Source organism: Vreelandella halophytica (genome assembly GCF_968193635.1).
The window spans coordinates 1,434,504-1,451,547 of record NZ_OZ309107.1 but is presented as its reverse complement, the minus strand read 5'-3'; the positions used below and the strand labels follow the sequence as shown (position 1 = coordinate 1,451,547).

The 17,044-nt window shown below is 52.3% G+C and carries 23 protein-coding genes; 6 read left to right on the top strand and 17 right to left on the bottom strand.

The features are described 5' to 3' along the window. Positions 1-67: 67 nt before the first annotated feature. Together ACWHXT_RS06840 and ACWHXT_RS06835 are read left to right on the top strand one after the other, a co-directional pair. The gene (locus ACWHXT_RS06840; protein WP_447957723.1) at positions 68-934 is read left to right on the top strand and encodes an SUMF1/EgtB/PvdO family nonheme iron enzyme; all 867 of its coding nucleotides are present in this window, start codon (positions 68-70) and stop codon (positions 932-934) included. Further along, on the top strand, positions 927-1,469 hold the full coding sequence (locus ACWHXT_RS06835) for a carbapenem self-resistance protein CarG family protein (protein ID WP_447957722.1): 543 nt from the start codon (positions 927-929) through the stop codon (positions 1,467-1,469). The genes ACWHXT_RS06840 and ACWHXT_RS06835 overlap by 8 nt, the downstream gene beginning before the upstream one ends. Before the next feature lie 33 nt (positions 1,470-1,502). Here the strand turns inward: ACWHXT_RS06835 and sugE are convergent, their stop codons facing one another. The 4 genes from sugE to ACWHXT_RS06815 form a co-directional block, all read right to left on the bottom strand. After that, complete coding sequence (gene sugE, locus ACWHXT_RS06830) at positions 1,503-1,820, bottom strand: quaternary ammonium compound efflux SMR transporter SugE (RefSeq protein WP_447957721.1); 318 nt, start codon at positions 1,818-1,820, stop codon at positions 1,503-1,505. A gap of 121 nt (positions 1,821-1,941) precedes the next feature. Next, the gene (locus tag ACWHXT_RS06825; protein WP_447528454.1) at positions 1,942-2,247 is read right to left on the bottom strand and encodes an NIPSNAP family protein; all 306 of its coding nucleotides are present in this window, start codon (positions 2,245-2,247) and stop codon (positions 1,942-1,944) included. A gap of 90 nt (positions 2,248-2,337) precedes the next feature. Continuing rightward, complete coding sequence (locus ACWHXT_RS06820; RefSeq protein WP_447957720.1) at positions 2,338-2,730, bottom strand: GNAT family N-acetyltransferase; 393 nt, start codon at positions 2,728-2,730, stop codon at positions 2,338-2,340. A 137-nt stretch (positions 2,731-2,867) separates the two neighbouring features. Then, positions 2,868-3,422, bottom strand: coding sequence for a GNAT family N-acetyltransferase (locus ACWHXT_RS06815; RefSeq protein WP_447957719.1), 555 nt, complete (start codon positions 3,420-3,422; stop codon positions 2,868-2,870). Positions 3,423-3,670: 248 nt separating this feature from the next. Here ACWHXT_RS06815 and ACWHXT_RS06810 point away from each other — a divergent pair, with 248 nt between their 5' ends. Then, positions 3,671-4,171, top strand: coding sequence for a hypothetical protein (locus ACWHXT_RS06810; RefSeq protein ID WP_447957718.1), 501 nt, complete (start codon positions 3,671-3,673; stop codon positions 4,169-4,171). Positions 4,172-4,186: 15 nt separating this feature from the next. On the opposite strand, the gene ACWHXT_RS06805 is transcribed toward ACWHXT_RS06810, so the two are convergent. Both ACWHXT_RS06805 and ACWHXT_RS06800 read right to left on the bottom strand, forming a co-directional pair. Beyond that, entirely contained in the window at positions 4,187-4,507 is a 321-nt protein-coding gene (locus ACWHXT_RS06805) for a hypothetical protein (protein ID WP_447957717.1), read from the bottom strand. A gap of 55 nt (positions 4,508-4,562) precedes the next feature. Further along, complete coding sequence (locus tag ACWHXT_RS06800) at positions 4,563-4,880, bottom strand: hypothetical protein (RefSeq protein ID WP_447957716.1); 318 nt, start codon at positions 4,878-4,880, stop codon at positions 4,563-4,565. Between the two features lie 313 nt (positions 4,881-5,193). Between ACWHXT_RS06800 and ACWHXT_RS06795 the strand changes: the two genes are divergently transcribed. Then, on the top strand, positions 5,194-6,390 hold the full coding sequence (locus ACWHXT_RS06795) for a DEAD/DEAH box helicase (RefSeq protein WP_447957715.1): 1,197 nt from the start codon (positions 5,194-5,196) through the stop codon (positions 6,388-6,390). 126 nt (positions 6,391-6,516) lie between these two features. On the opposite strand, the gene rho is transcribed toward ACWHXT_RS06795, so the two are convergent. Next, positions 6,517-7,470 (bottom strand): transcription termination factor Rho, encoded by a 954-nt coding sequence (rho, locus tag ACWHXT_RS06790; protein ID WP_447957714.1) that lies wholly within the window; start codon positions 7,468-7,470, stop codon positions 6,517-6,519. A 219-nt stretch (positions 7,471-7,689) separates the two neighbouring features. On the opposite strand from rho, the gene ACWHXT_RS06785 reads away from it, so the two are divergent. Then, positions 7,690-7,962 (top strand): type II toxin-antitoxin system Phd/YefM family antitoxin, encoded by a 273-nt coding sequence (locus ACWHXT_RS06785; RefSeq protein ID WP_447957713.1) that lies wholly within the window; start codon positions 7,690-7,692, stop codon positions 7,960-7,962. After that, complete coding sequence (locus ACWHXT_RS06780) at positions 7,943-8,215, top strand: Txe/YoeB family addiction module toxin (RefSeq protein ID WP_447957712.1); 273 nt, start codon at positions 7,943-7,945, stop codon at positions 8,213-8,215. Before ACWHXT_RS06785 ends, ACWHXT_RS06780 begins: the two co-directional genes overlap by 20 nt. A gap of 595 nt (positions 8,216-8,810) precedes the next feature. Here ACWHXT_RS06780 and ACWHXT_RS06775 read toward each other — a convergent pair. The 10 genes from ACWHXT_RS06775 to cbiE all read right to left on the bottom strand — a co-directional run bounded on the left by ACWHXT_RS06775 (position 8,811) and on the right by cbiE (position 17,041). Next, positions 8,811-9,386, bottom strand: coding sequence for a hypothetical protein (locus ACWHXT_RS06775; RefSeq protein WP_447957711.1), 576 nt, complete (start codon positions 9,384-9,386; stop codon positions 8,811-8,813). A 391-nt stretch (positions 9,387-9,777) separates the two neighbouring features. Then, entirely contained in the window at positions 9,778-10,734 is a 957-nt protein-coding gene (locus ACWHXT_RS06770) for a hypothetical protein (protein WP_447957710.1), read from the bottom strand. Between the two features lie 92 nt (positions 10,735-10,826). After that, entirely contained in the window at positions 10,827-11,261 is a 435-nt protein-coding gene (locus ACWHXT_RS06765; protein WP_447957709.1) for a hypothetical protein, read from the bottom strand. Continuing rightward, entirely contained in the window at positions 11,258-11,971 is a 714-nt protein-coding gene (locus tag ACWHXT_RS06760) for a sensor histidine kinase (protein WP_447957708.1), read from the bottom strand. The genes ACWHXT_RS06765 and ACWHXT_RS06760 overlap by 4 nt, the downstream gene beginning before the upstream one ends. A gap of 8 nt (positions 11,972-11,979) precedes the next feature. Then, entirely contained in the window at positions 11,980-12,885 is a 906-nt protein-coding gene (locus tag ACWHXT_RS06755) for a restriction endonuclease (RefSeq protein WP_447957707.1), read from the bottom strand. 490 nt (positions 12,886-13,375) lie between these two features. Beyond that, on the bottom strand, positions 13,376-13,816 hold the full coding sequence (locus tag ACWHXT_RS06750; RefSeq protein ID WP_447957706.1) for a YtoQ family protein: 441 nt from the start codon (positions 13,814-13,816) through the stop codon (positions 13,376-13,378). Positions 13,817-13,884: 68 nt separating this feature from the next. Then, on the bottom strand, positions 13,885-14,649 hold the full coding sequence (cobF, locus tag ACWHXT_RS06745; protein ID WP_447957705.1) for a precorrin-6A synthase (deacetylating): 765 nt from the start codon (positions 14,647-14,649) through the stop codon (positions 13,885-13,887). Further along, a complete protein-coding gene (gene cobM, locus ACWHXT_RS06740; protein ID WP_447957704.1) occupies positions 14,646-15,437 on the bottom strand; it encodes a precorrin-4 C(11)-methyltransferase in 792 nt (263 codons plus the stop codon). The genes cobF and cobM overlap by 4 nt, the downstream gene beginning before the upstream one ends. Continuing rightward, positions 15,434-15,838, bottom strand: coding sequence for a cobalamin biosynthesis protein (locus ACWHXT_RS06735; protein WP_447957703.1), 405 nt, complete (start codon positions 15,836-15,838; stop codon positions 15,434-15,436). Before ACWHXT_RS06735 ends, cobM begins: the two co-directional genes overlap by 4 nt. After that, on the bottom strand, positions 15,839-17,041 hold the full coding sequence (gene cbiE, locus ACWHXT_RS06730; protein ID WP_447957702.1) for a precorrin-6y C5,15-methyltransferase (decarboxylating) subunit CbiE: 1,203 nt from the start codon (positions 17,039-17,041) through the stop codon (positions 15,839-15,841). It lies immediately after the preceding gene. Positions 17,042-17,044: the final 3 nt, after the last annotated feature.

The following is a 17,044-nucleotide window of genomic DNA, read 5'->3' as shown; positions in this document are numbered from 1 at the left end:
ATAGGATAACTGGCTCAAAAAAGATGTTTAAAAATGGCTAAGCGGTACTGATTTCGAGGACACGGGTTTGAAAAATGCCATGGGGATTTTGTGCTTTCTTTTGAGCACACCGGCGCTTGCACAGAATAGCCTTCACTTACCGGACGAGGCTAAAGTCAATGGTGGTAGCTTCTACGTCGGCACGGTATTTGGCGATGAAAACTACACAGACAACGCCAATCTTTCCACCGCCTCCTTCTGGATAATGAAAACGGAAGTGCCGTACCCGCTCTATAAGCAAGTGCAGCCCTGGGCCCTCCAACACGGTTACGCATTAGGTGATGCCTGCAATGGCGCCACCCCTGGCGGCTGCCGGCCGGATGATCAGGATGAAGGCCACCACCCCGCCGTGAATGTTACCTGGTGGGACGCCATGATGTTTGCCAACGCGTTGAGCGAGCACCAGGGGCTATCTCCCTACTACCTCACCTTTGAGGGGGAGCCGCTAAAAGCGATGCCGGAAAGCGACGACAGCTCCGCCATAAAAAGAGCGCCTGAAGCATCGGGCTACCGTTTACCGGATATGGTCGAGTGGCATGTCGCTGCAAGAGGCGCTCATGAAGGGCTCGCGGACGGCTCCTACGGCTACCCGCATGCCGGTAGCCCACAACCGGAAGCAGTCGCCAATTTCCCCACGCAAGACGGTTCCGGCTCGGGCACACTGCCCGTAGCCTCCCTGCACTCCAATGCGCTGGGGCTTTTCGATATGAGCGGTAACGCGGCGGAGTGGATCGACGAAAGAAATCACTACGCCCAAGGAGTGCCCATGTATTACGTTTGCGGTGGCAGTTTTGAGCAAGCCGTAAAAGACGTGTTATCCGGCTGCGACGTGCATTCACCGGGATTTGGCATGCCCGATATCGGTTTTCGACTGATCAGAGCGGCCAATGATTAAACGGCTGCTTTGCCTGCTGGCGGCGCTTTTCAGCACGCCTGCCCTGGCCTTTTCGCAGATCGAATTAAGCGAGGACGTCAACCGTATCGACCTCAACCAAAACGGCCGCCCGGATTACGTCATTGCGTCGGTATATGACAGGAACATGTCCTATAGCAACCATACGCTCACCTTCTTCATTCGCCTGCCCAACGATGAGCTTGGCATCATGCCGGCAGCGGATCGCGATACGTTCACCTGGCTCGACCATCGGATTTTCTCCGGCGCGATTACGGTGCGGGATAATCGCCTTTTCGAGTCCGGCGGCGAGGTTTTCCTGGTGGTGGCCAAGAAACACACCGAGGACGCGGATTTGTTCGGGCCCGGGCCTTTTACGTTCGAGATTTACGGCGTGCGCCAGTTCAGCCAACACCCCGGCACCCCGTTTTATCAATGGTCGCTACTGAAGACGTTTGAATCCGAAAATCATCACGACTCTTCCGAACAGGCTTACCAGGAAATCGACGCAGAGGCGCTGGAGCACGGTAGCGATTGAGTCGCCTTTCCCGCGCTCGTTCGTACCCCTCTTTTAGGCACTGGAAAGCTTGAGCCCGACAAGACCGGCCACGATCAGCGTCAAACTCACCAGCTTAAGCGTGCCGGTAGGCTCACCGAACAAGAAGATACCCAGCAGCGCCGTGCCCACCGCCCCGATACCCACCCAGATGGCGTAGGCGGTGCCCACGGGCAGGGTTTTAAGCGCCAGGCCCAGCAGTAGAAAACTCACCACCAGCGAGAACAGCGTCCATACGGTGGGCCAAAGCTTCGTAAAGCCCTCGGAGTACTTCAACCCAATGGCCCAGCCCACTTCCAAAAGCCCTGCGAAAAACAGAATGATCCAACTCATGCACGTCTCTCAAACGTTGGGGCCGTCCCCTAACGAAAATCGAGCGGTGAGGCCGTCCTCACTTCGCCGTGGTTACTTATTCACTTTTCAAAACCTGCCGGGAGAGAAAAGCGTCTAGCCACTACCCCAGTACGGGCCTGAAAAAGCTGCGCTCGTAGCTAACGATGCAATCGACTTGCTCGGCAAACTCGAACGCCTTAATGCACTCAGGATCATTCAGCGAGTCGATCCGATACTGCTCGTAAGCCGCCAGGCTTTCGAAGGTGAACAGGGCCAGCGCGATGTTATTGGCCCCTTCCGCCGGCAAGTAATAACCGTTGTGTTGGCCGCCAAATTTCTCGACCAGCGGGATCCACATTCTGGCGTACTTTTCGAATTCATTGACCTTTTTGGGATCGATTACGTACTTCACGTGGCAAGTGATCATTGGTTCGAACCTTGATATTTGGGTGATTCATAGAGGCGCAGCGCGCTTTCCGCTTCGAGCAAGTACAACGCTTCGAGTATTAGCCGTTCGTTATCCCTTATCGCTTTCGCGTACCATCTCATTAGCTAAAACGGCTTTTCCGTTATAGGACGTCTCAAACTCTCGAGTAACCTCAAAGCCCTGTTTTTGATACATGGATATTGCCGGCAGATTGCTCTTCGCTACGTACAGCGTGGCGGGCGTTTCAACCCGGCTCACCAAATGATGAAACAATGTGCTACCAATTCCCTTTCCTCGAAAAAGCGGGTGAACAAAAAGCGAGCGAATCACGTTCTGATAAAGGGCGCCATAGCCGAGAAGGCCATTGTCTTCATAAACAAAAATTTCGGACTCCATTAGCGCTTGAAGGCGCGTTTCGTCATCGCGCAGGGGCAGAAGCTCGAATGTCTGCTCCTCGAAGCGAAGTTCATCGAGCTTCGCCAATGAATAAATCTCGCTTACTTGCTCAAAGTCACTTTCCAGAAAATTTCGTATCACTGTAAATTCGACGCCAGATTAAAGGGTGATGACCGATATAAAGCTTGCCTGAAACTCGGGTTAAAGTATTGGTGCTGTGTCATCTAAGCTGGGCAATCACTCGCCAGCCTTCCATACAGGGCCGAATCCGAGACGCGCCCATTGATTTCCCAACGCTGCCTTAAAAGGCCTTCTCTCGAGAAGCCAAGCTTCTCCAACGCTTTCGCTGAAGCCTGATTGGCTGGATCGATTTCCGCTTCAATGCGGCGAAGCCCCAGGGTCTCGAATCCGTAATGAATCAGCGCTTGTGCCGCCTCGTTGATATACCCTTTTCCCCAGTAGGAACGGCCCAATCCAAAACCGATCTCGGCCCTTTTGGAGGTCTTGTGGCAATCAAATAGCATACACTTCCCCACCAGCACGCTTGTCGCCTTCATATACACGCCCAGGGTGATTAACTTTTCGCGTTGCCTCGAAGCATTCGCGTCATCGATAAAATCAAGCGCGTGCTGACGTGAGGACCAGGGTGGTGTATTCCAGTACCGCATCACCTCGGGGTCGGAGAGAATCTCCAGCAGGCTATCGGCATCCTCAGCGACCAAAGGCTTCAGCGTTAAGCGCTCGGTTTCGATGACGGGTGAGAACAGCGCTTGCGACATTCATGCCTCCTTTTCAAGCTAACGCCGCACCCACGGCTGAATAGCACGTGCGGCGCGTCATTTTGGCGAGGGTTAAACCTGGTGTGCCGCTACCTCACATAACCTTGTCATTAAATGGGTTCGGATGACTATACGCCATGGCGCGTTTTTCGAACGCAACAGCCCCCTCGGCGCTTATCATGCTATCGTTTGTCTCGCACGAGCGGTGAAAGACCCAGGTTCGCAAAAAAGTATTCAAAGGATAGAGAATGAACATCGACAAGACACTGCTGCTGGCCATGTTCCTCCTTTTACCCGGTATGGGCCTGGCCCAAGACGCCCCCGCCACGTCGCAATGGGAAACGGAAGAGCACCATGACGACGAGCTGGATTTACACTTCGTCGTGCTCAAAACCCATGCTACCGGGCTCGCGGTGCCCACGGTCGTTTTTCGCTGCTTCGAGGACACTACCGTTGCCTACTTCAACCTGTTCGATCAGGACGAAAGCGGTACCTACGAATACGACGACGTTACGCTACAGCTGGACGACGACGAACCCGAGAGCTACGCGATGGAAGCCATCGATAACGGCCACGCGGTAGGCTTCTGGGAAAGTGAAAACGCCACTGCCTTCATTGAAAGCCTGTTCGGTACGCAAACGCTGAGCATGACCATCATCCCGGTCGAGGGCGAGCCCATCGCGATGGACTTCAATGTCGAAGGTATCGAAACGATGATTGGCCCGGTGCGTGATGCCTGTGGCTGGTAATGAAGGGCACAAACGCTAGGCGATAGCGTTTAAAGCGGTTTCGATATCAGCGAGTGGATGCGCAGCGCCTTCAACGACAGCGGTCGCGTTGGCCGGGTCCACCTCGATGAGGTACTCCCGGTCGCCCTCCGGGTAGCGCGCAAGCACCATGATGATTCGCCCGTTCCCCTCGGTGACCCGGCGCAGATCCCACCGGCTGCCCGAGAGATCGAGCACGGCCTTCTGCGTGGCGCATTCCACCACGACCGGCGAGTAGACCCAGAGCGACATACGCATTTCATGGGGGATAGTGATCACTTCGTACTGGCCACCCAGAACATACTCGTTTTGTTGCACTCTCGCTCCCCGTCAGTTTCTTGTACCCGCCTGCCGCCCTTTTCTACCAGCTTGATCAGCCAGAGCCGACCAGCTTGGCGATCACGATGGCTGCCCCTAATAACGCCAGCAGACCCACCAACGATACCGTGGTATGCACCAAATCGGACGCTTCATCCTCATCCGTGATGAATTGCCGGGGAAAGTGATTAAGCGTGAGCGCTCGACATATCGACCAACCGATATACCAGGCCAGCGTCAGAAAAAACAGCTCCCAGATTAGCCAAATCAGCGTGCGCACCACGACGCCGAACAAGCGGAGCACCGTTTTTAAAAAACCATCGGCCAACTCGTCCAATATCCTATCCCCCACCATTAATACCGTCAGTTCCATGTGCGTTTCAGCTAATCCTGGCGTGCCAAGGCCTCACCAGGAAAAAACCACGCGATAACGAAAAGCCGGCCATTGGCGCTACCTGGAACTGAAAACCACAGACTGAAAAAGTGTCTAGCTAACAGGCGCCTGAAAATAGAGGCCATCAAGGATGACCTGCCTAAACAAGATGAAGCCTGCCCCCAGTAAATCAGCGGCCTGGTTTCAATCAGGTTACCCTTTCACACTTTGAATATCGAATAGCGGCTTTTCCGTTATACTGCACCACTTTTTTATTTTCGCCCCCCTTTACGACACATCGTCAGAGCTTCCCATGCCCTTTGCAAAACTCGGCTTATCCAGCCCGCTGGTTCAAGCGATTACCGAACTCGGTTACCAAACGCCCACGCCTATTCAGGAACAAGCGATTCCCGCCATTCTCTCGGGTAAAGACCTGATCGCCACTGCGCAGACCGGCACCGGCAAAACCGGCGCTTTCGTGCTGCCGCTGCTTGAACGGTTCAGCAACGCGGGACCGCTGCGCGGCAAACGTGTACGTGCGTTGATTTTGGTGCCCACCCGAGAGCTTGCGATTCAGGTCGAAGCCAACGTGGCGCAATACGCCAAACACCTGGATTTAACGTCGATGGCCGTGTACGGCGGCGTGGATACCGCCCCGCAAAAAGAGCGCTTGATCGAAGGGGTCGATATTCTGGTCGCCACACCTGGCCGGCTGTTGGATTTGGCCCACCAGCGTGCGGTGCACTTCGATGAACTCGAAGCGCTGGTGCTGGACGAAGCGGACCGAATGGTCGACATGGGCTTTGTCGATGACATTCACAAGATCATCGTCCGCCTGCCGGAAAACCGTCAGAACCTGCTGTTTTCCGCCACCATGAGCGGTGACGTGCGCGCGCTGGCCTACGGCTTTAGCGACAGCAAGATGACCGACCTGGCGGCGGATATCTCCATTACGCCCAATGTCCGCGCCGCCGCGAATATCAAGCAGTGGCTCATCACGGTCGATAAGGACACCAAGTCTGCTCTGCTGAGCCATTTGATCAACGAGAACGCGTGGGATCAGGCGCTGATTTTCGTCGAGAAAAAACACAGCGCGGCCAAGCTTGTAGCCCAGCTGGAAAAACGTGGCATCAAGGCGGATTCCATTCACGGCGGGCGAAGCCAGGCGATGCGCGAAAGCGTGTTGGCGCAGTTCAAATCCGGCGAGCTCAAGTACCTGGTCGCCACCGGCGTGGCCGCACGGGGGTTGGATATCGATGAGCTGAGCCGCGTGGTGAACTACGATTTACCGTTTCAGCCCGAAGACTACATCCACCGCATTGGCCGCACCGGCCGGGCGAGCGCCTCGGGTGAAGCCATCTCGCTGGTCGACATCAGCGACTTCAAGAACCTGTGCGCTATCGAGCGGCGCTTGAATGCGGTGATCGAGCGCAGGGAAATCGAAGGCTTTCCTGTTAACAAAGCCGTTCCTGCTTCCAACTTGAACCACGTTAAAAAAAGCAAACGCTAACGCGTGACCAGGAAGCTCACCGCTTGAACGTATAAACGGTGAGCTTCTCTACTCGATATTTTGCTATAAAAGCCGCTTTGGCAAAAGCCGGGTAAGCCCTGTGGCGGTCAGCGCCCTCTTTTAAAATCAAACAGGGACAAATGCATCCAATAGCTCGGCGTTGGTGGGGTATTTCTCCAACAGCGTAAGCAGCTTCTGCGCGCCCTCGACTGGCTTAAGCTGGGTCAACGCGCGACGCAGCGTACGTACTTTTTCAATATCTTTTGCATCGATCAACAGCTCTTCCCGGCGGGTACTGCTTTTGGCAATATCGATCGCCGGGAAAATCCGCTGGCTGGCCACGTCGCGGGATAACACCAGCTCCATATTACCCGTGCCCTTGAACTCCTCGAAAATCACCTGATCCATCCGGCTGCCCGTATCCACCAGCACAGTGGCCAGAATGGTGAGCGATCCACCGTTTTCGATCTTTCGCGCCGCGCCAAACAGCTTACGCGGAATTTCCATCGCCCGGCTATCCAGCCCGCCGGACATCGTGCGGCCATTGCCCCGCTGCTCGGCGTTATGCACGCGCGAAAGCCTGGTTAATGAGTCGATCACGATCATTACATCGTGGCCTTCGCCCGCTTGCTTGCGCGCATTAGCCAAGAGCTGGTCGGCCATGCGCACGTGGTGGGTGTAGGTTTCGTCTGATGACGAGGCATGCACTTCTGCCGTGACGCTGCGCTTGAAGTCCGTCACTTCTTCCGGGCGCTCATCAATCAGCAAGGCATACAGCTTGATGTTTGGGTGTGCCTCGGCCACGGCCTGGCAGATATGCTTGAGCATCGTCGTTTTGCCAGAGCCTGGGGGTGCGACGATCAAGCCGCGTTGGCCCATGCCGATGGGCGTGATCAAATCCATCGCCCGCACGCTGCGCTGGCTGGAACCAGCCTCTAAACCAATGCGCGGGGAAGGATGGATGGCGACGCCGTTTAGAAAGCGTTTTTCGGGTTCATCGGGGAATGGGTCTTCTGCTTCGACAGCGGGCTCGGCGTCTACTTGCCTTTTTACCTTTAAGCCTAATGTTTTTCTCGTCATAAGATCGCTGGATCGCCTGGATAGTTTGAATGTTGAAATAATGGCAGTGCTTTGGAAATGATATAGATCTTATAGCACTACCGGTCATGGCAGGATGCGATGCCTTCTGAGCAAACAAAATGGAGGCAAAGCCGCAATGTAGTAGGCGTAGCCGTGACTAGTCTTATCAGGGCTATTGCGATACAGTTGTACGGAGCTTCCGTACGTAATGGTGGAATTATGGATATCATCAGTGTAAACAAGTTCAGAGACAACCTGAAAAGTCTTGTAGAACAAGTTGTTAACAACCATGAACCTCTCAAGGTGACACGTCGCGCCGGACAGGCTTTCGTCATTATAAGTGCTGAAGACTGGGAAAGAGAACAGGAAACCCTGCATGTTCTTCAAAACCGAGACCTGATGCAGCAGATTGCGACCTCTCTCGATACTCACAGCCGTGGCCAAGGATACACCCCGAATGATGAGCAGCTGAATGAGATCACTGGTATTTGAGGGCAGCACTTGGGAAGCCTATGAAACGATGCGAGAGAAAGACATAAAGCTGCACAAAGCGCTCTGCAAATTGCTGAAAGAAATGCTCCGCTCCGACGACCCATCCACTGGAATAGGCAAGCCTGAACCGCTGAAACACAATTTGTCAGGCCTATGGTCACGGCGCATCTCACAGAAAGACAGGCTCATATACCGATTCGACGACACATTCATATATGTGTTCGCGATTGGTGGGCATTACGATCAGCTCTAACGCCCGCATTTGCGGCTGGTTTGGAGCGCAGCGGAAAACCAGTCCGACAACATGCGCTCGTTATATCATTGCCTAAATAGATTTACTCCAACCTTTGTATACAAGTCGGTTTCGACAATATTGTTCGCAAAAGCTTGTTTTATGGAATCATGTTCATGAATATCAAATTTATCTTCTACATAGGTAGGATTTAACGCAATGTTCTCTACATGATTGAAAATCATGTTTGATAGCCCAACTTTTATATAATCTATATCGCTGTCGAGTAGCTTCCCGATTGCACTCTTGAATTCGGCATTTTTCTTTGAAAAAGAAAATACTACATGAGTACATCCATTCTCAGGGAAAATATTTAGCGAAACACTTTTTGAATCTGCAATAGCTTTAGTTTCGTTATGAGATAGCCTGATTATTACTTTCTGATCTAGGATTTTATTTCCATCATGATCGAAATACGGGATAAAGTTGGAGCAACAAGCTATAGGATATTCTGAACTAAATTGATAATATTTGTGTTCAATCTCGGAATTACATTCTTTTTGTATTACGCTCTTTAAATGATTGGATAGAAGACCAAGCTCTGAAATATTCAGCTCTACATTTTTAGCCTGGTTCTCAATTGTTCATTCTTATAGCTTTCAATCATTCCTTCTTTAATGAAGTCAGGAACAACTATTTTTCCCTCAAGGATAGCCGGGAGCGTTGCCTTAAAATGTGGGGGAAAATCATTTTCTTTCAATTTATCACCCAGCAAGTTTTTCATTAGCTGACAAGATTCAAGATTGGCATGAAGTTCTTTTGTAGCGGCCCGATAGGCATAAATATTCATCTGCTCATTTTTACCATCAAAAGGTTTATCTTCAATAGGCTGAAATATTTTCTTGTCATGCTCACCACAGAACCCGCTAAATGTACTAAACTTCTTAATTCCCTCTTTTTTGAAAACCGGCTCTAATCCTATCATATCATCACTTGGTTCTAGCCCCAAATAATAGACACGTCCTGACTCAGCAATGGAAGATAAAATTTTTCCACGCTGGATAGAATGTGCAGCGATAATTTTATTAGAACATTCGCTATTCCCATCATCTCTCCATAGGCATAACTTTACCGCAGCTTCTTTCCTATTCTTAGTCAGAGTTTTATTAAACTCGATCTGGTCTTTATTCATTAATCCTTACTCGATATTTGATATAACATCCGCAGCACGCGTGGCTTGGTAGTGAAGGCGAAGCCGGAAAGGAAAAGCCATCGCTGTGACTGCGTTTGTTATGCCGTACGCTAAGAAATTACTATTTATAGAATTGAACAACAACACCATCAATTAGATCATCAAAAGTTAATATTTCTATGTCTTTGTAATCGGAAATTATTTCCCGCCAGATGTCGCTATCAAAATCGTTTCTTCGGCCTACTACAAGCCACCTTCTTGGTTTATGAACCTTGAAGCCATATTTTTCTTCAAACCATTTTCTATTGTTTGGGTCATCAAAATATGTTGAATAGACTCGCGCCTGGGCAATATACGAGTTTAGCCAGGCAGAAAATGTTTCTCGATTATTTCAGCCAACAATAAAGCTTTTGTCAATATGTGGTAACTTGAACTCAACAATATCTGCGTAGCCATTAGGTTGAACGACAAAAAAGTCTGGTCTTATATCTTTTCTCTCTTCGCTCTGCCACTTGCAAGTCAGCTCAGAATATATTTCTTTCGCTCCAAACTTCATGGTGAGGATGAATTCGTTTTCTTTTTTTGCTAAATGGTATGTGATGTCCGTTTCTGTACTTTCTCCGCTCCCCCAGATTTCTATGAATCGGTTGATTTTCGGTAGTTGAATAAACTTGTAATCATCAGGAAGTGGGTACTGATAGTGTGCATCATGGGCAACCAACTTTTTCATTTTTTTTAAGCTAAAAGAAATGGTGTCTGTCGCTTCATCACTTCCATCAAAGTGAATTGGAAAAAAATCCAACCATTTGATATGCCGAGATTTTAGCCCTGACTCACCTGCATCAAAAAACAAACCATTAATTATCCTAGTAAATTGGCCATGGGATGGTTCAGGACTAGGGGTATTAAAGCCCATAATACTGTTCTGTGCTGCAAAGTTCCACTTTAGCTCAGTCAGCTTATCCAACCCTCTATTGGTAGGGAGGAGTAGGTCAACACTTACGGGTGGTAATGGCATCGAGATGCGCGTCGTTGAGTCATATTCAAAGCCAATTATTTTTTCAAAAAGATTGCAGTCCTTGGTTGAGTACTCGTGGTATTGAATTTCAGCTTTCCCCTCGGCTTTAAGCTCCTCTAGCACCTCCGAGCCGATATACTCCACAGCTATATGAGTTCTACCGATATACACGATTAGTTTTTCGTAACCTAATAGAAAACCTGGGACAGTTTTTATAAGTTCTGGGCTTTCTTTTACATAGTGATATAGAGGGCCCAAGTAATTAGTCATTAACTCTTTTAAAAAAGCATTAACTAAAGGCCTAATCGTGCTATGGACTTCTTCTGTCATCTGTCCCTCGAATCAGTTTTTAGTAAGCATAACGCCCGCAACACCGGGCAATTTGGAGCGCAGTGGAAAATTGCTCCGCGTGCTTGCGCTTGTTATGAGTCATTCCGGGACCGAGAAAATACATTCTCCAATTTTTGTTTAAGTAGATGCGGCCTTCCTTTCGCTATATGATCAATACCCAAGCGCTGACATATAGGCAATAATTTTTCATCCGCATGGACAGAATAGATGACTACATTTCTACCCGGATATCCCTTGTTTCTAGCTTCATTTGCAACATACAACCCTCTGTATTCACGATACAACGAATCTTTTTTTGCTATCTCCTCATCAAGGTCAGCTGACGAGGGAACGTTCAAGTCAACCAAAAGAGCCATATATTCGGTTTTTGAAATCTCTTTGATAGCATCCGGTATGTTCGTAACAAATTTAGTTTTAAACCCCCGAGACTCTATATAGTCCTCCAGCCAATCAAGGAATAATGGCTCATCATCTAAGATAAGTACTGTGTCGTTTACTTTGCTCATTGGTCTTCCTCATATGCATTTGGCAATCGAATTTCAAACATAGCCTTACCTGTCGAGGTTGAATTGCCTTTTATATTTCCGCCAAAGACATTTTCTACAATCAGCTTACATATATGAAGCCCAAGACCGGAGCCTGAAGATGTTTTACGCTGTGCCTCTTGACCCCGTGCACCCAAACTAAAAATATCATCATCTTTATCAAATGGTGTGCTTTCACCTTCTATTGTAATTATTAATTGCCCTGTTTTCCTTTGTATCCAGTTTTCAACTACAACTTTTGTATCTTTCCTTCCATACTTGACCGCATTGTCAAACATATTCATGAATACTTGGCGGAGCAAGTCAGGATCACCGGGCACGCAATTCTGTACAGCTTTATTTTTAAGCTCAATATGAATTCCATTATGCTTCCCTTGCTCTTGAAAAAACTGGGCTGCCTGAATAATCACTTCTGGAACAATACATTTTTTCGATGACCCGGGTTTCTTTTCGTCAATTTTTTCAGTCGCATATTCGGCAAAATACGATAAATTTCTTATAAGAGAGACCGTGTACTCTAATTGTGCTCTTGCACTTTTTAGACGCTGTTCAACTTTATGCTCAGGAACATCACCCTTAACGACATTGTCAAGAGTACCAATAACTCCATTAAGCGGATTAATTGCTTGGTGAGTAATATTAGAAATTAAAAATAGCGTTAAATCTTCCATCTCTCGCTTCAATTTTCCACCTCCTCTATATGCAAACTATTTCCTACAATAAAAAACTGAAAGTTAGACCATGCAGAAACCGTCCTTAAATCAATGATTTGATATGACTCCAAAAAAACCTCCAGAGTAATACGTGCGCCCTTTTCACCGGAAGCAATCACCAGATGATCAATATCAAAGCATAGCTTCAAGTAGCAGACAAAGGCCCTAAAAGAAGGTGAATCGATTTTATCTAACGATGCCGAGTCATCTATTTCCAACCACTCATAAACATCACAGGATTTATCAAAGTACTTCCAATGCACTTTCCCATCGCACTCAATTTCACTAACTCTTGAGTCTAGCAATTCAGTCAATGAGTGTGCTAGATCGAGCTTCCATTGATACTTTGGATTTGATTTTTCAGTTGAGAATAACGAGTGATTAACTTTTGTCATCAACTTTACAAGCGGCAACATCGAATCAATAACATTCTGCATGCTGCTAAGAGAAAGGCCATATTTAACTGAAATCTCTTTTCTTACAGTTAGTTTTTCTTGAATATCGACCTTATTCCAAATTCGTATTGTGGGCTTTTTTCTTGACTCGTTCCATCTAACCACTTGGTTCTGCGCTTGCGGTGTAATCGTAGATGAGTTCGCTAGCAGGAGGATGTCGGCATCATGATTTTCAGCATATGAAATTTTCTCCCATATTTGAGGCCACGGTACGCTACCGGTATATCGCTTGCACTCTATATACCAAACTTGCTTCTGATAGAATCCCGATAGATCACTAATGAAAAATTCACCTTCAATATCTCTCCCTTCGTCACTTCCTGGTGTTCTCCACTTTGGATTAACCAAGCCAGAAGCGCACGCTAAATCAAAGATTAAATTTTCAAATGTTGTAGGACTTAGATCCTCTAACTCCATATATTTTCCTTTTGTGCTCCAATCTAGCAGGACTCATAACAGTGATTATATAGCTATCTGCATAACATCAATAAACGCGCCAGCACATTCATTGATGTTATACAGCCTACAAAAGTAATCGTAACCGGCTGTTTTATATATTTTCTCAAAAATTTTGGGCAGCATATTCATTATTCGCGTGCGCGCTCGTTTTGCTCGTTTCAATCACACTCTATTCGCAAATTTATCTTAGGTCACGTGGTAATTTAATGACTGCGGTCAGCAATAGTTCGTAGGCCTGCATGAAATGCTAATAGATGATGCTTTGGGGGGATGACAGGGAATGAGCTTGAGGTAATTTTACGACGGAAGTGAGGGCTGTGGCGGTATCGGGGCAGCTGGCGCTGCCCTTCGCGCGCTGAAGCGTGCTCCTACCAATGCTTCCAACTGCTGTGGCTCGTTGAAAGTTTTGGCACCTGCTCGGTGGGCCTGCAGGTGTTTTGGGGCTTGATTACGCTTTGAGAACGTACTTGAGGGTTTCCACGACCTGCTCAGTGGTCATACACCAAGCCTGTGCCCCGGCATCCACTTCTTTCAGCGGGTGGATGATGTCTTCAGCGTGCAGGGTGATGTAGGGCTTGGCGAGTGCTGAGCAGTAGCCCGCATCGAACGCGGCGTTCCACTGCTTGTACTTGTCGCCGAAGCGCACCACGACTAAATCGGCCTGTTCGATCATTGTGCGGGTGCGGATGGCGTTGACTTTCGATGACTGGTGATCGCGCCAGAAGCCGTTTTCGGGCTTGCCCAAGTGGTCACCGGCGGCGTCACTGGCGTCGTGATCGGTGACCGGGGCGGTGAAGACGATGTCCAGGCCGGCGGCTTCGGCGCCGCGTTGGATCTCGTCGCGCCAGTCGGTGTGAATCTCGCCGGATAGGTAGACGTAGAAGCTCATGGCGTTCTCCTTAATGTGAAATGAGTTGCCTGTTATTTTATGGAAAAACCTTCCACATTCCTACCGGCTTATAAAAGCGGCTCTCGAGCTAGAAGGTAGATATCCATAATCCAGCCGTGGGTTTCTCGCAGTTCGGCGCGGCGTTCGATGATTTGTTCGCTTACCTCTAAAAGGCGCCCTTCTATCAGGCACTGTTTCTCCATTCCCAGGTACGCGCCCCACCAGATGTAAGTCTCTTGCTGGTCTATCGCGTTGAACGCCCCGCCGCTGTCGAGCATGACGGCGACCGTGGCGGCGCCTTCGGGCCAGCCGTACTCGCGCAGGCGGCGGCCGGTGGTGATGTGGATGGAAGCGGCCAGGGCGTTAAGGGGGATTTTGTGCTCGGCGGTGAGCACCTGCAGGCTGGTGATGCCGGGCACGACGTTGACGGCTACTTCGCGCCCACCGTCCAGCAAGCGCTTGGCGATGCGCAGGCTGCTGTCATAAAGCGAGGGGTCGCCCCATACCAGCATGGCGGCCTGGCCGCCGCGGGGCAGGTGCTTGTCTAAAAGCTTTGCCCATACGGCGGCAATCGCGGCGTGCCAGTCGTTTACCGCGCCAATATACGGCGCCTGGCCGTCGCGGGTGGGCAGGTCGAACTCGATGATTTTTGTTGCACTCGTACTTTCCAGCAGCTCGTCGCAGAGCAGGCGGCGCAGGTCGATCAAATCTGCCTTGGCGTCACCCTTACGTGGGAGAAACACCGTATCAGCCTTGTTCAGTGCGCGCACGGCAGCTAGCGTCACGTGGTCCGGGTTGCCGGTGCCTATGCCGATCAGCGAGAGCGAGATCACGGTTCGCCCTCGCCGCTTACAAACGGCGAGTCCGCGGACTGCGGGCGAAAGCGGCGGTCATACCCCACGGCGTACAGGCTACTCTCCTGAAAATCGTCGTTTTCCAGAACCGGGCCAACGAGTATCAGGCCGGTGCGCTGTAGGGCGTCGCCCATTTGCGCTTCAATGTTGGCAAGGCGCCCGCGCAGTACCCGCTCGTCCGGCCAGCTGGCCCGCCAGACAATCGCCACTGGGCACTCAGGGCCGTAATACGGCGTCAGCTGCGCGACTACCTCGGCCAGGTTATGCACGGAAAGGTGAATCGCCAGCGTCGCGCCGCTGCGGGCAAAGTTTTTAAGGGTTTCACCCTCGGGCATCGCGCTTGCCCGGCCCGGCGTGCGGGTCAGCACGACGGACTGCGCCACGCCGGGCAGTGTCAGCTCCTGGCCCAGGGTCGCGGCGGCGGCGGCGAACGCGGGCACGCCGGGGGTTACGCTATAGGGAATATCGAGTGCGCGCAGGCGGCGTAGCTGCTCGCCCATGGCGGACCACACCGAGAGATCCCCCGAGTGCAGCCGGGCAACGTCCTGGCCCTGCGCTTGGGCGCGCTGGATCTCGGCCAAGATGTCGTCAAGCGAGAGCGGCGCGGTGTTGACGATGCGCGCGCCCGGTGGGCAGTGGGCGAGGATTTCTTCGGGCACCAGTGAACCTGCATACAGGCACACCGGGCAGGCGGCGATCAAGTCGCGCCCGCGCAGCGTGAGTAGGTCCGGTGCGCCGGGGCCCGCGCCTATGAAATGGACGGTCATGGGGTAACTCCTGGGCGTTGTAGAACCACCGCTTGCGCCAGCGCCGCGGTGGCCCGTCTGTCGTCTGACACAAGCCGGGGGCCTAAAAGGCGCGCGCCGGGCCCGGCGGCAAGCAGCGCCACGGCTTCCGCCACGCTGCCCGTGCCCCAGGCCTTTAAGCTGGGCGCGGATTGGGTGAGCGTGGCGGCAACGGGCAGCTCAGCGTCGGCCACGACGTGTACCGAAAGCAGACGCTTGCGGCCAAGCGCCTGCACCAGCGCCTGCTTGCTGTGTGTTGCGGCCAGGGCCTGCACCGGGCCGAAGCGCTCGATGAGTTGATCAAGCACCTGACCAAGCGAGTCAAGAGTAGCTGCGCTTTGAAAGCCGAAGCCCGCCACACGAGGCGCGTGTTGGCCCGCCACCTAGCGCACCACTCGCCACTGAACGAGCGGGTAGTTCGCCTTCCAGCCCCGGCGGGTGCCAATGGGCGCGGCACTTGAAAGTTCGATGCGCATTAATTCGCCCCCATTCTGCGCTTGCCAGTGGGCCAGCAGCGCCTCGGACTCCAGCGTCACGGCATTGGCCACCACGCGGGTGCCTTGCGGCAACCGCTCCCAAAGCGCCTCCAGCAGCGCCTGGGTTAGCCCGCCGCCGATGAATACCGCGTCGGGTAGCGGCGCCTGGTTCAATACCTCCGGTGCTTTGCCCTCTTTCACCTCCAGCCAGTCGACGCCCAGGTTCACGGCGTTTCGGCGCGCCCGCGCGGCGCGCGCCGGGTGCTGCTCGAAGCCAATGGCCTGGTTCTCCGGGTGCGCCAGCAGCCACTCGATGGCAATCGACCCGGAACCGGCGCCGATATCCCACAGCCGCTCACCCGGGCGCGGCGCCAGCGCGGCCAGCGTGAGCGCGCGCGCCGCCTGCTTGGTGATCTGGCCGTCGTGCTCGAAGAAGGTGTCCGCCAAACCGGGCGTGAGCGGCAGCGCCGGGCCCGGCCCCGCGACCTCGAGCGCGACCGCCACGGGGTGGACGATGTCATCGGGCACGCTGTTCACATTACAAAGGCGCACGCGCTCTAAATCGCCCCCAAGCGCTTCCAGCACGGTGAGCCGGGAATCCGCAAAGTCAAGGCGTGTTATTAGCGCGGCAAGCTCGGCCACTGCGGCGGCGTCTCTTAACAGCACGATAAGGCGCTGGCCGGGCTGAAGGTGGCGGCGAATGCGCGTGAGCGGCGTGGCATGCAAGCCCAGGCAGGTGCAGCGCTCAAGGCCCCAGCCAAGGCGCGCTGCGGCCAGGCTGAAGGTCGAGGGTGCGGGCAGCGCCTGCCACTCGTTGGGTGCCAGGTGGCGGGTAAGCGAAGTGCCCGCGCCAAACCAGAACGGGTCGTTGGAGACCAGCATGACCACCCGGCGGCCGCGCTCGGCCAGAAGCGCCGGAACGCCATCGGCAAACGGCACCGGCCACTCGCGCACTTCACCATCGAGCTGCGGTAGCAGGCGCAGGTGGCGGCGGGCGCCAAACACCACCTCGGCGGCGTCAAGCTTTGCCCGGCTTGCCGCGGTGAGCCCCGCTGTGCCACTCTCGCCCCAGCCGATAAGGGTGAGCCAAGCGCTTTGAGTTACTGCCATGAA

What these genes read in the sequence shown, in the direction of transcription:
- ACWHXT_RS06835 (WP_447957722.1), top strand. Translation starts at nt 927, where the DNA reads ATGATTAAACGGCTGCTTTGCCTGCTGGCGGCGCTTTTCAGCACGCCT.
- sugE (WP_447957721.1), bottom strand. Translation starts at nt 1,820, where the DNA reads ATGAGTTGGATCATTCTGTTTTTCGCAGGGCTTTTGGAAGTGGGCTGG.
- ACWHXT_RS06825 (WP_447528454.1), bottom strand. Translation starts at nt 2,247, where the DNA reads ATGATCACTTGCCACGTGAAGTACGTAATCGATCCCAAAAAGGTCAAT.
- ACWHXT_RS06815 (WP_447957719.1), bottom strand. Translation starts at nt 3,422, where the DNA reads ATGTCGCAAGCGCTGTTCTCACCCGTCATCGAAACCGAGCGCTTAACG.
- ACWHXT_RS06810 (WP_447957718.1), top strand. Translation starts at nt 3,671, where the DNA reads ATGAACATCGACAAGACACTGCTGCTGGCCATGTTCCTCCTTTTACCC.
- ACWHXT_RS06800 (WP_447957716.1), bottom strand. Translation starts at nt 4,880, where the DNA reads ATGGAACTGACGGTATTAATGGTGGGGGATAGGATATTGGACGAGTTG.
- ACWHXT_RS06795 (WP_447957715.1), top strand. Translation starts at nt 5,194, where the DNA reads ATGCCCTTTGCAAAACTCGGCTTATCCAGCCCGCTGGTTCAAGCGATT.
- rho (WP_447957714.1), bottom strand. Translation starts at nt 7,470, where the DNA reads ATGACGAGAAAAACATTAGGCTTAAAGGTAAAAAGGCAAGTAGACGCC.
- ACWHXT_RS06785 (WP_447957713.1), top strand. Translation starts at nt 7,690, where the DNA reads ATGGATATCATCAGTGTAAACAAGTTCAGAGACAACCTGAAAAGTCTT.
- ACWHXT_RS06780 (WP_447957712.1), top strand. Translation starts at nt 7,943, where the DNA reads ATGAGATCACTGGTATTTGAGGGCAGCACTTGGGAAGCCTATGAAACG.
- ACWHXT_RS06775 (WP_447957711.1), bottom strand. Translation starts at nt 9,386, where the DNA reads ATGAATAAAGACCAGATCGAGTTTAATAAAACTCTGACTAAGAATAGG.
- ACWHXT_RS06770 (WP_447957710.1), bottom strand. Translation starts at nt 10,734, where the DNA reads ATGACAGAAGAAGTCCATAGCACGATTAGGCCTTTAGTTAATGCTTTT.
- ACWHXT_RS06765 (WP_447957709.1), bottom strand. Translation starts at nt 11,261, where the DNA reads ATGAGCAAAGTAAACGACACAGTACTTATCTTAGATGATGAGCCATTA.
- ACWHXT_RS06760 (WP_447957708.1), bottom strand. Translation starts at nt 11,971, where the DNA reads ATGGAAGATTTAACGCTATTTTTAATTTCTAATATTACTCACCAAGCA.
- ACWHXT_RS06755 (WP_447957707.1), bottom strand. Translation starts at nt 12,885, where the DNA reads ATGGAGTTAGAGGATCTAAGTCCTACAACATTTGAAAATTTAATCTTT.
- ACWHXT_RS06750 (WP_447957706.1), bottom strand. Translation starts at nt 13,816, where the DNA reads ATGAGCTTCTACGTCTACCTATCCGGCGAGATTCACACCGACTGGCGC.
- cobM (WP_447957704.1), bottom strand. Translation starts at nt 15,437, where the DNA reads ATGACCGTCCATTTCATAGGCGCGGGCCCCGGCGCACCGGACCTACTC.
- cbiE (WP_447957702.1), bottom strand. Translation starts at nt 17,041, where the DNA reads ATGGCAGTAACTCAAAGCGCTTGGCTCACCCTTATCGGCTGGGGCGAG.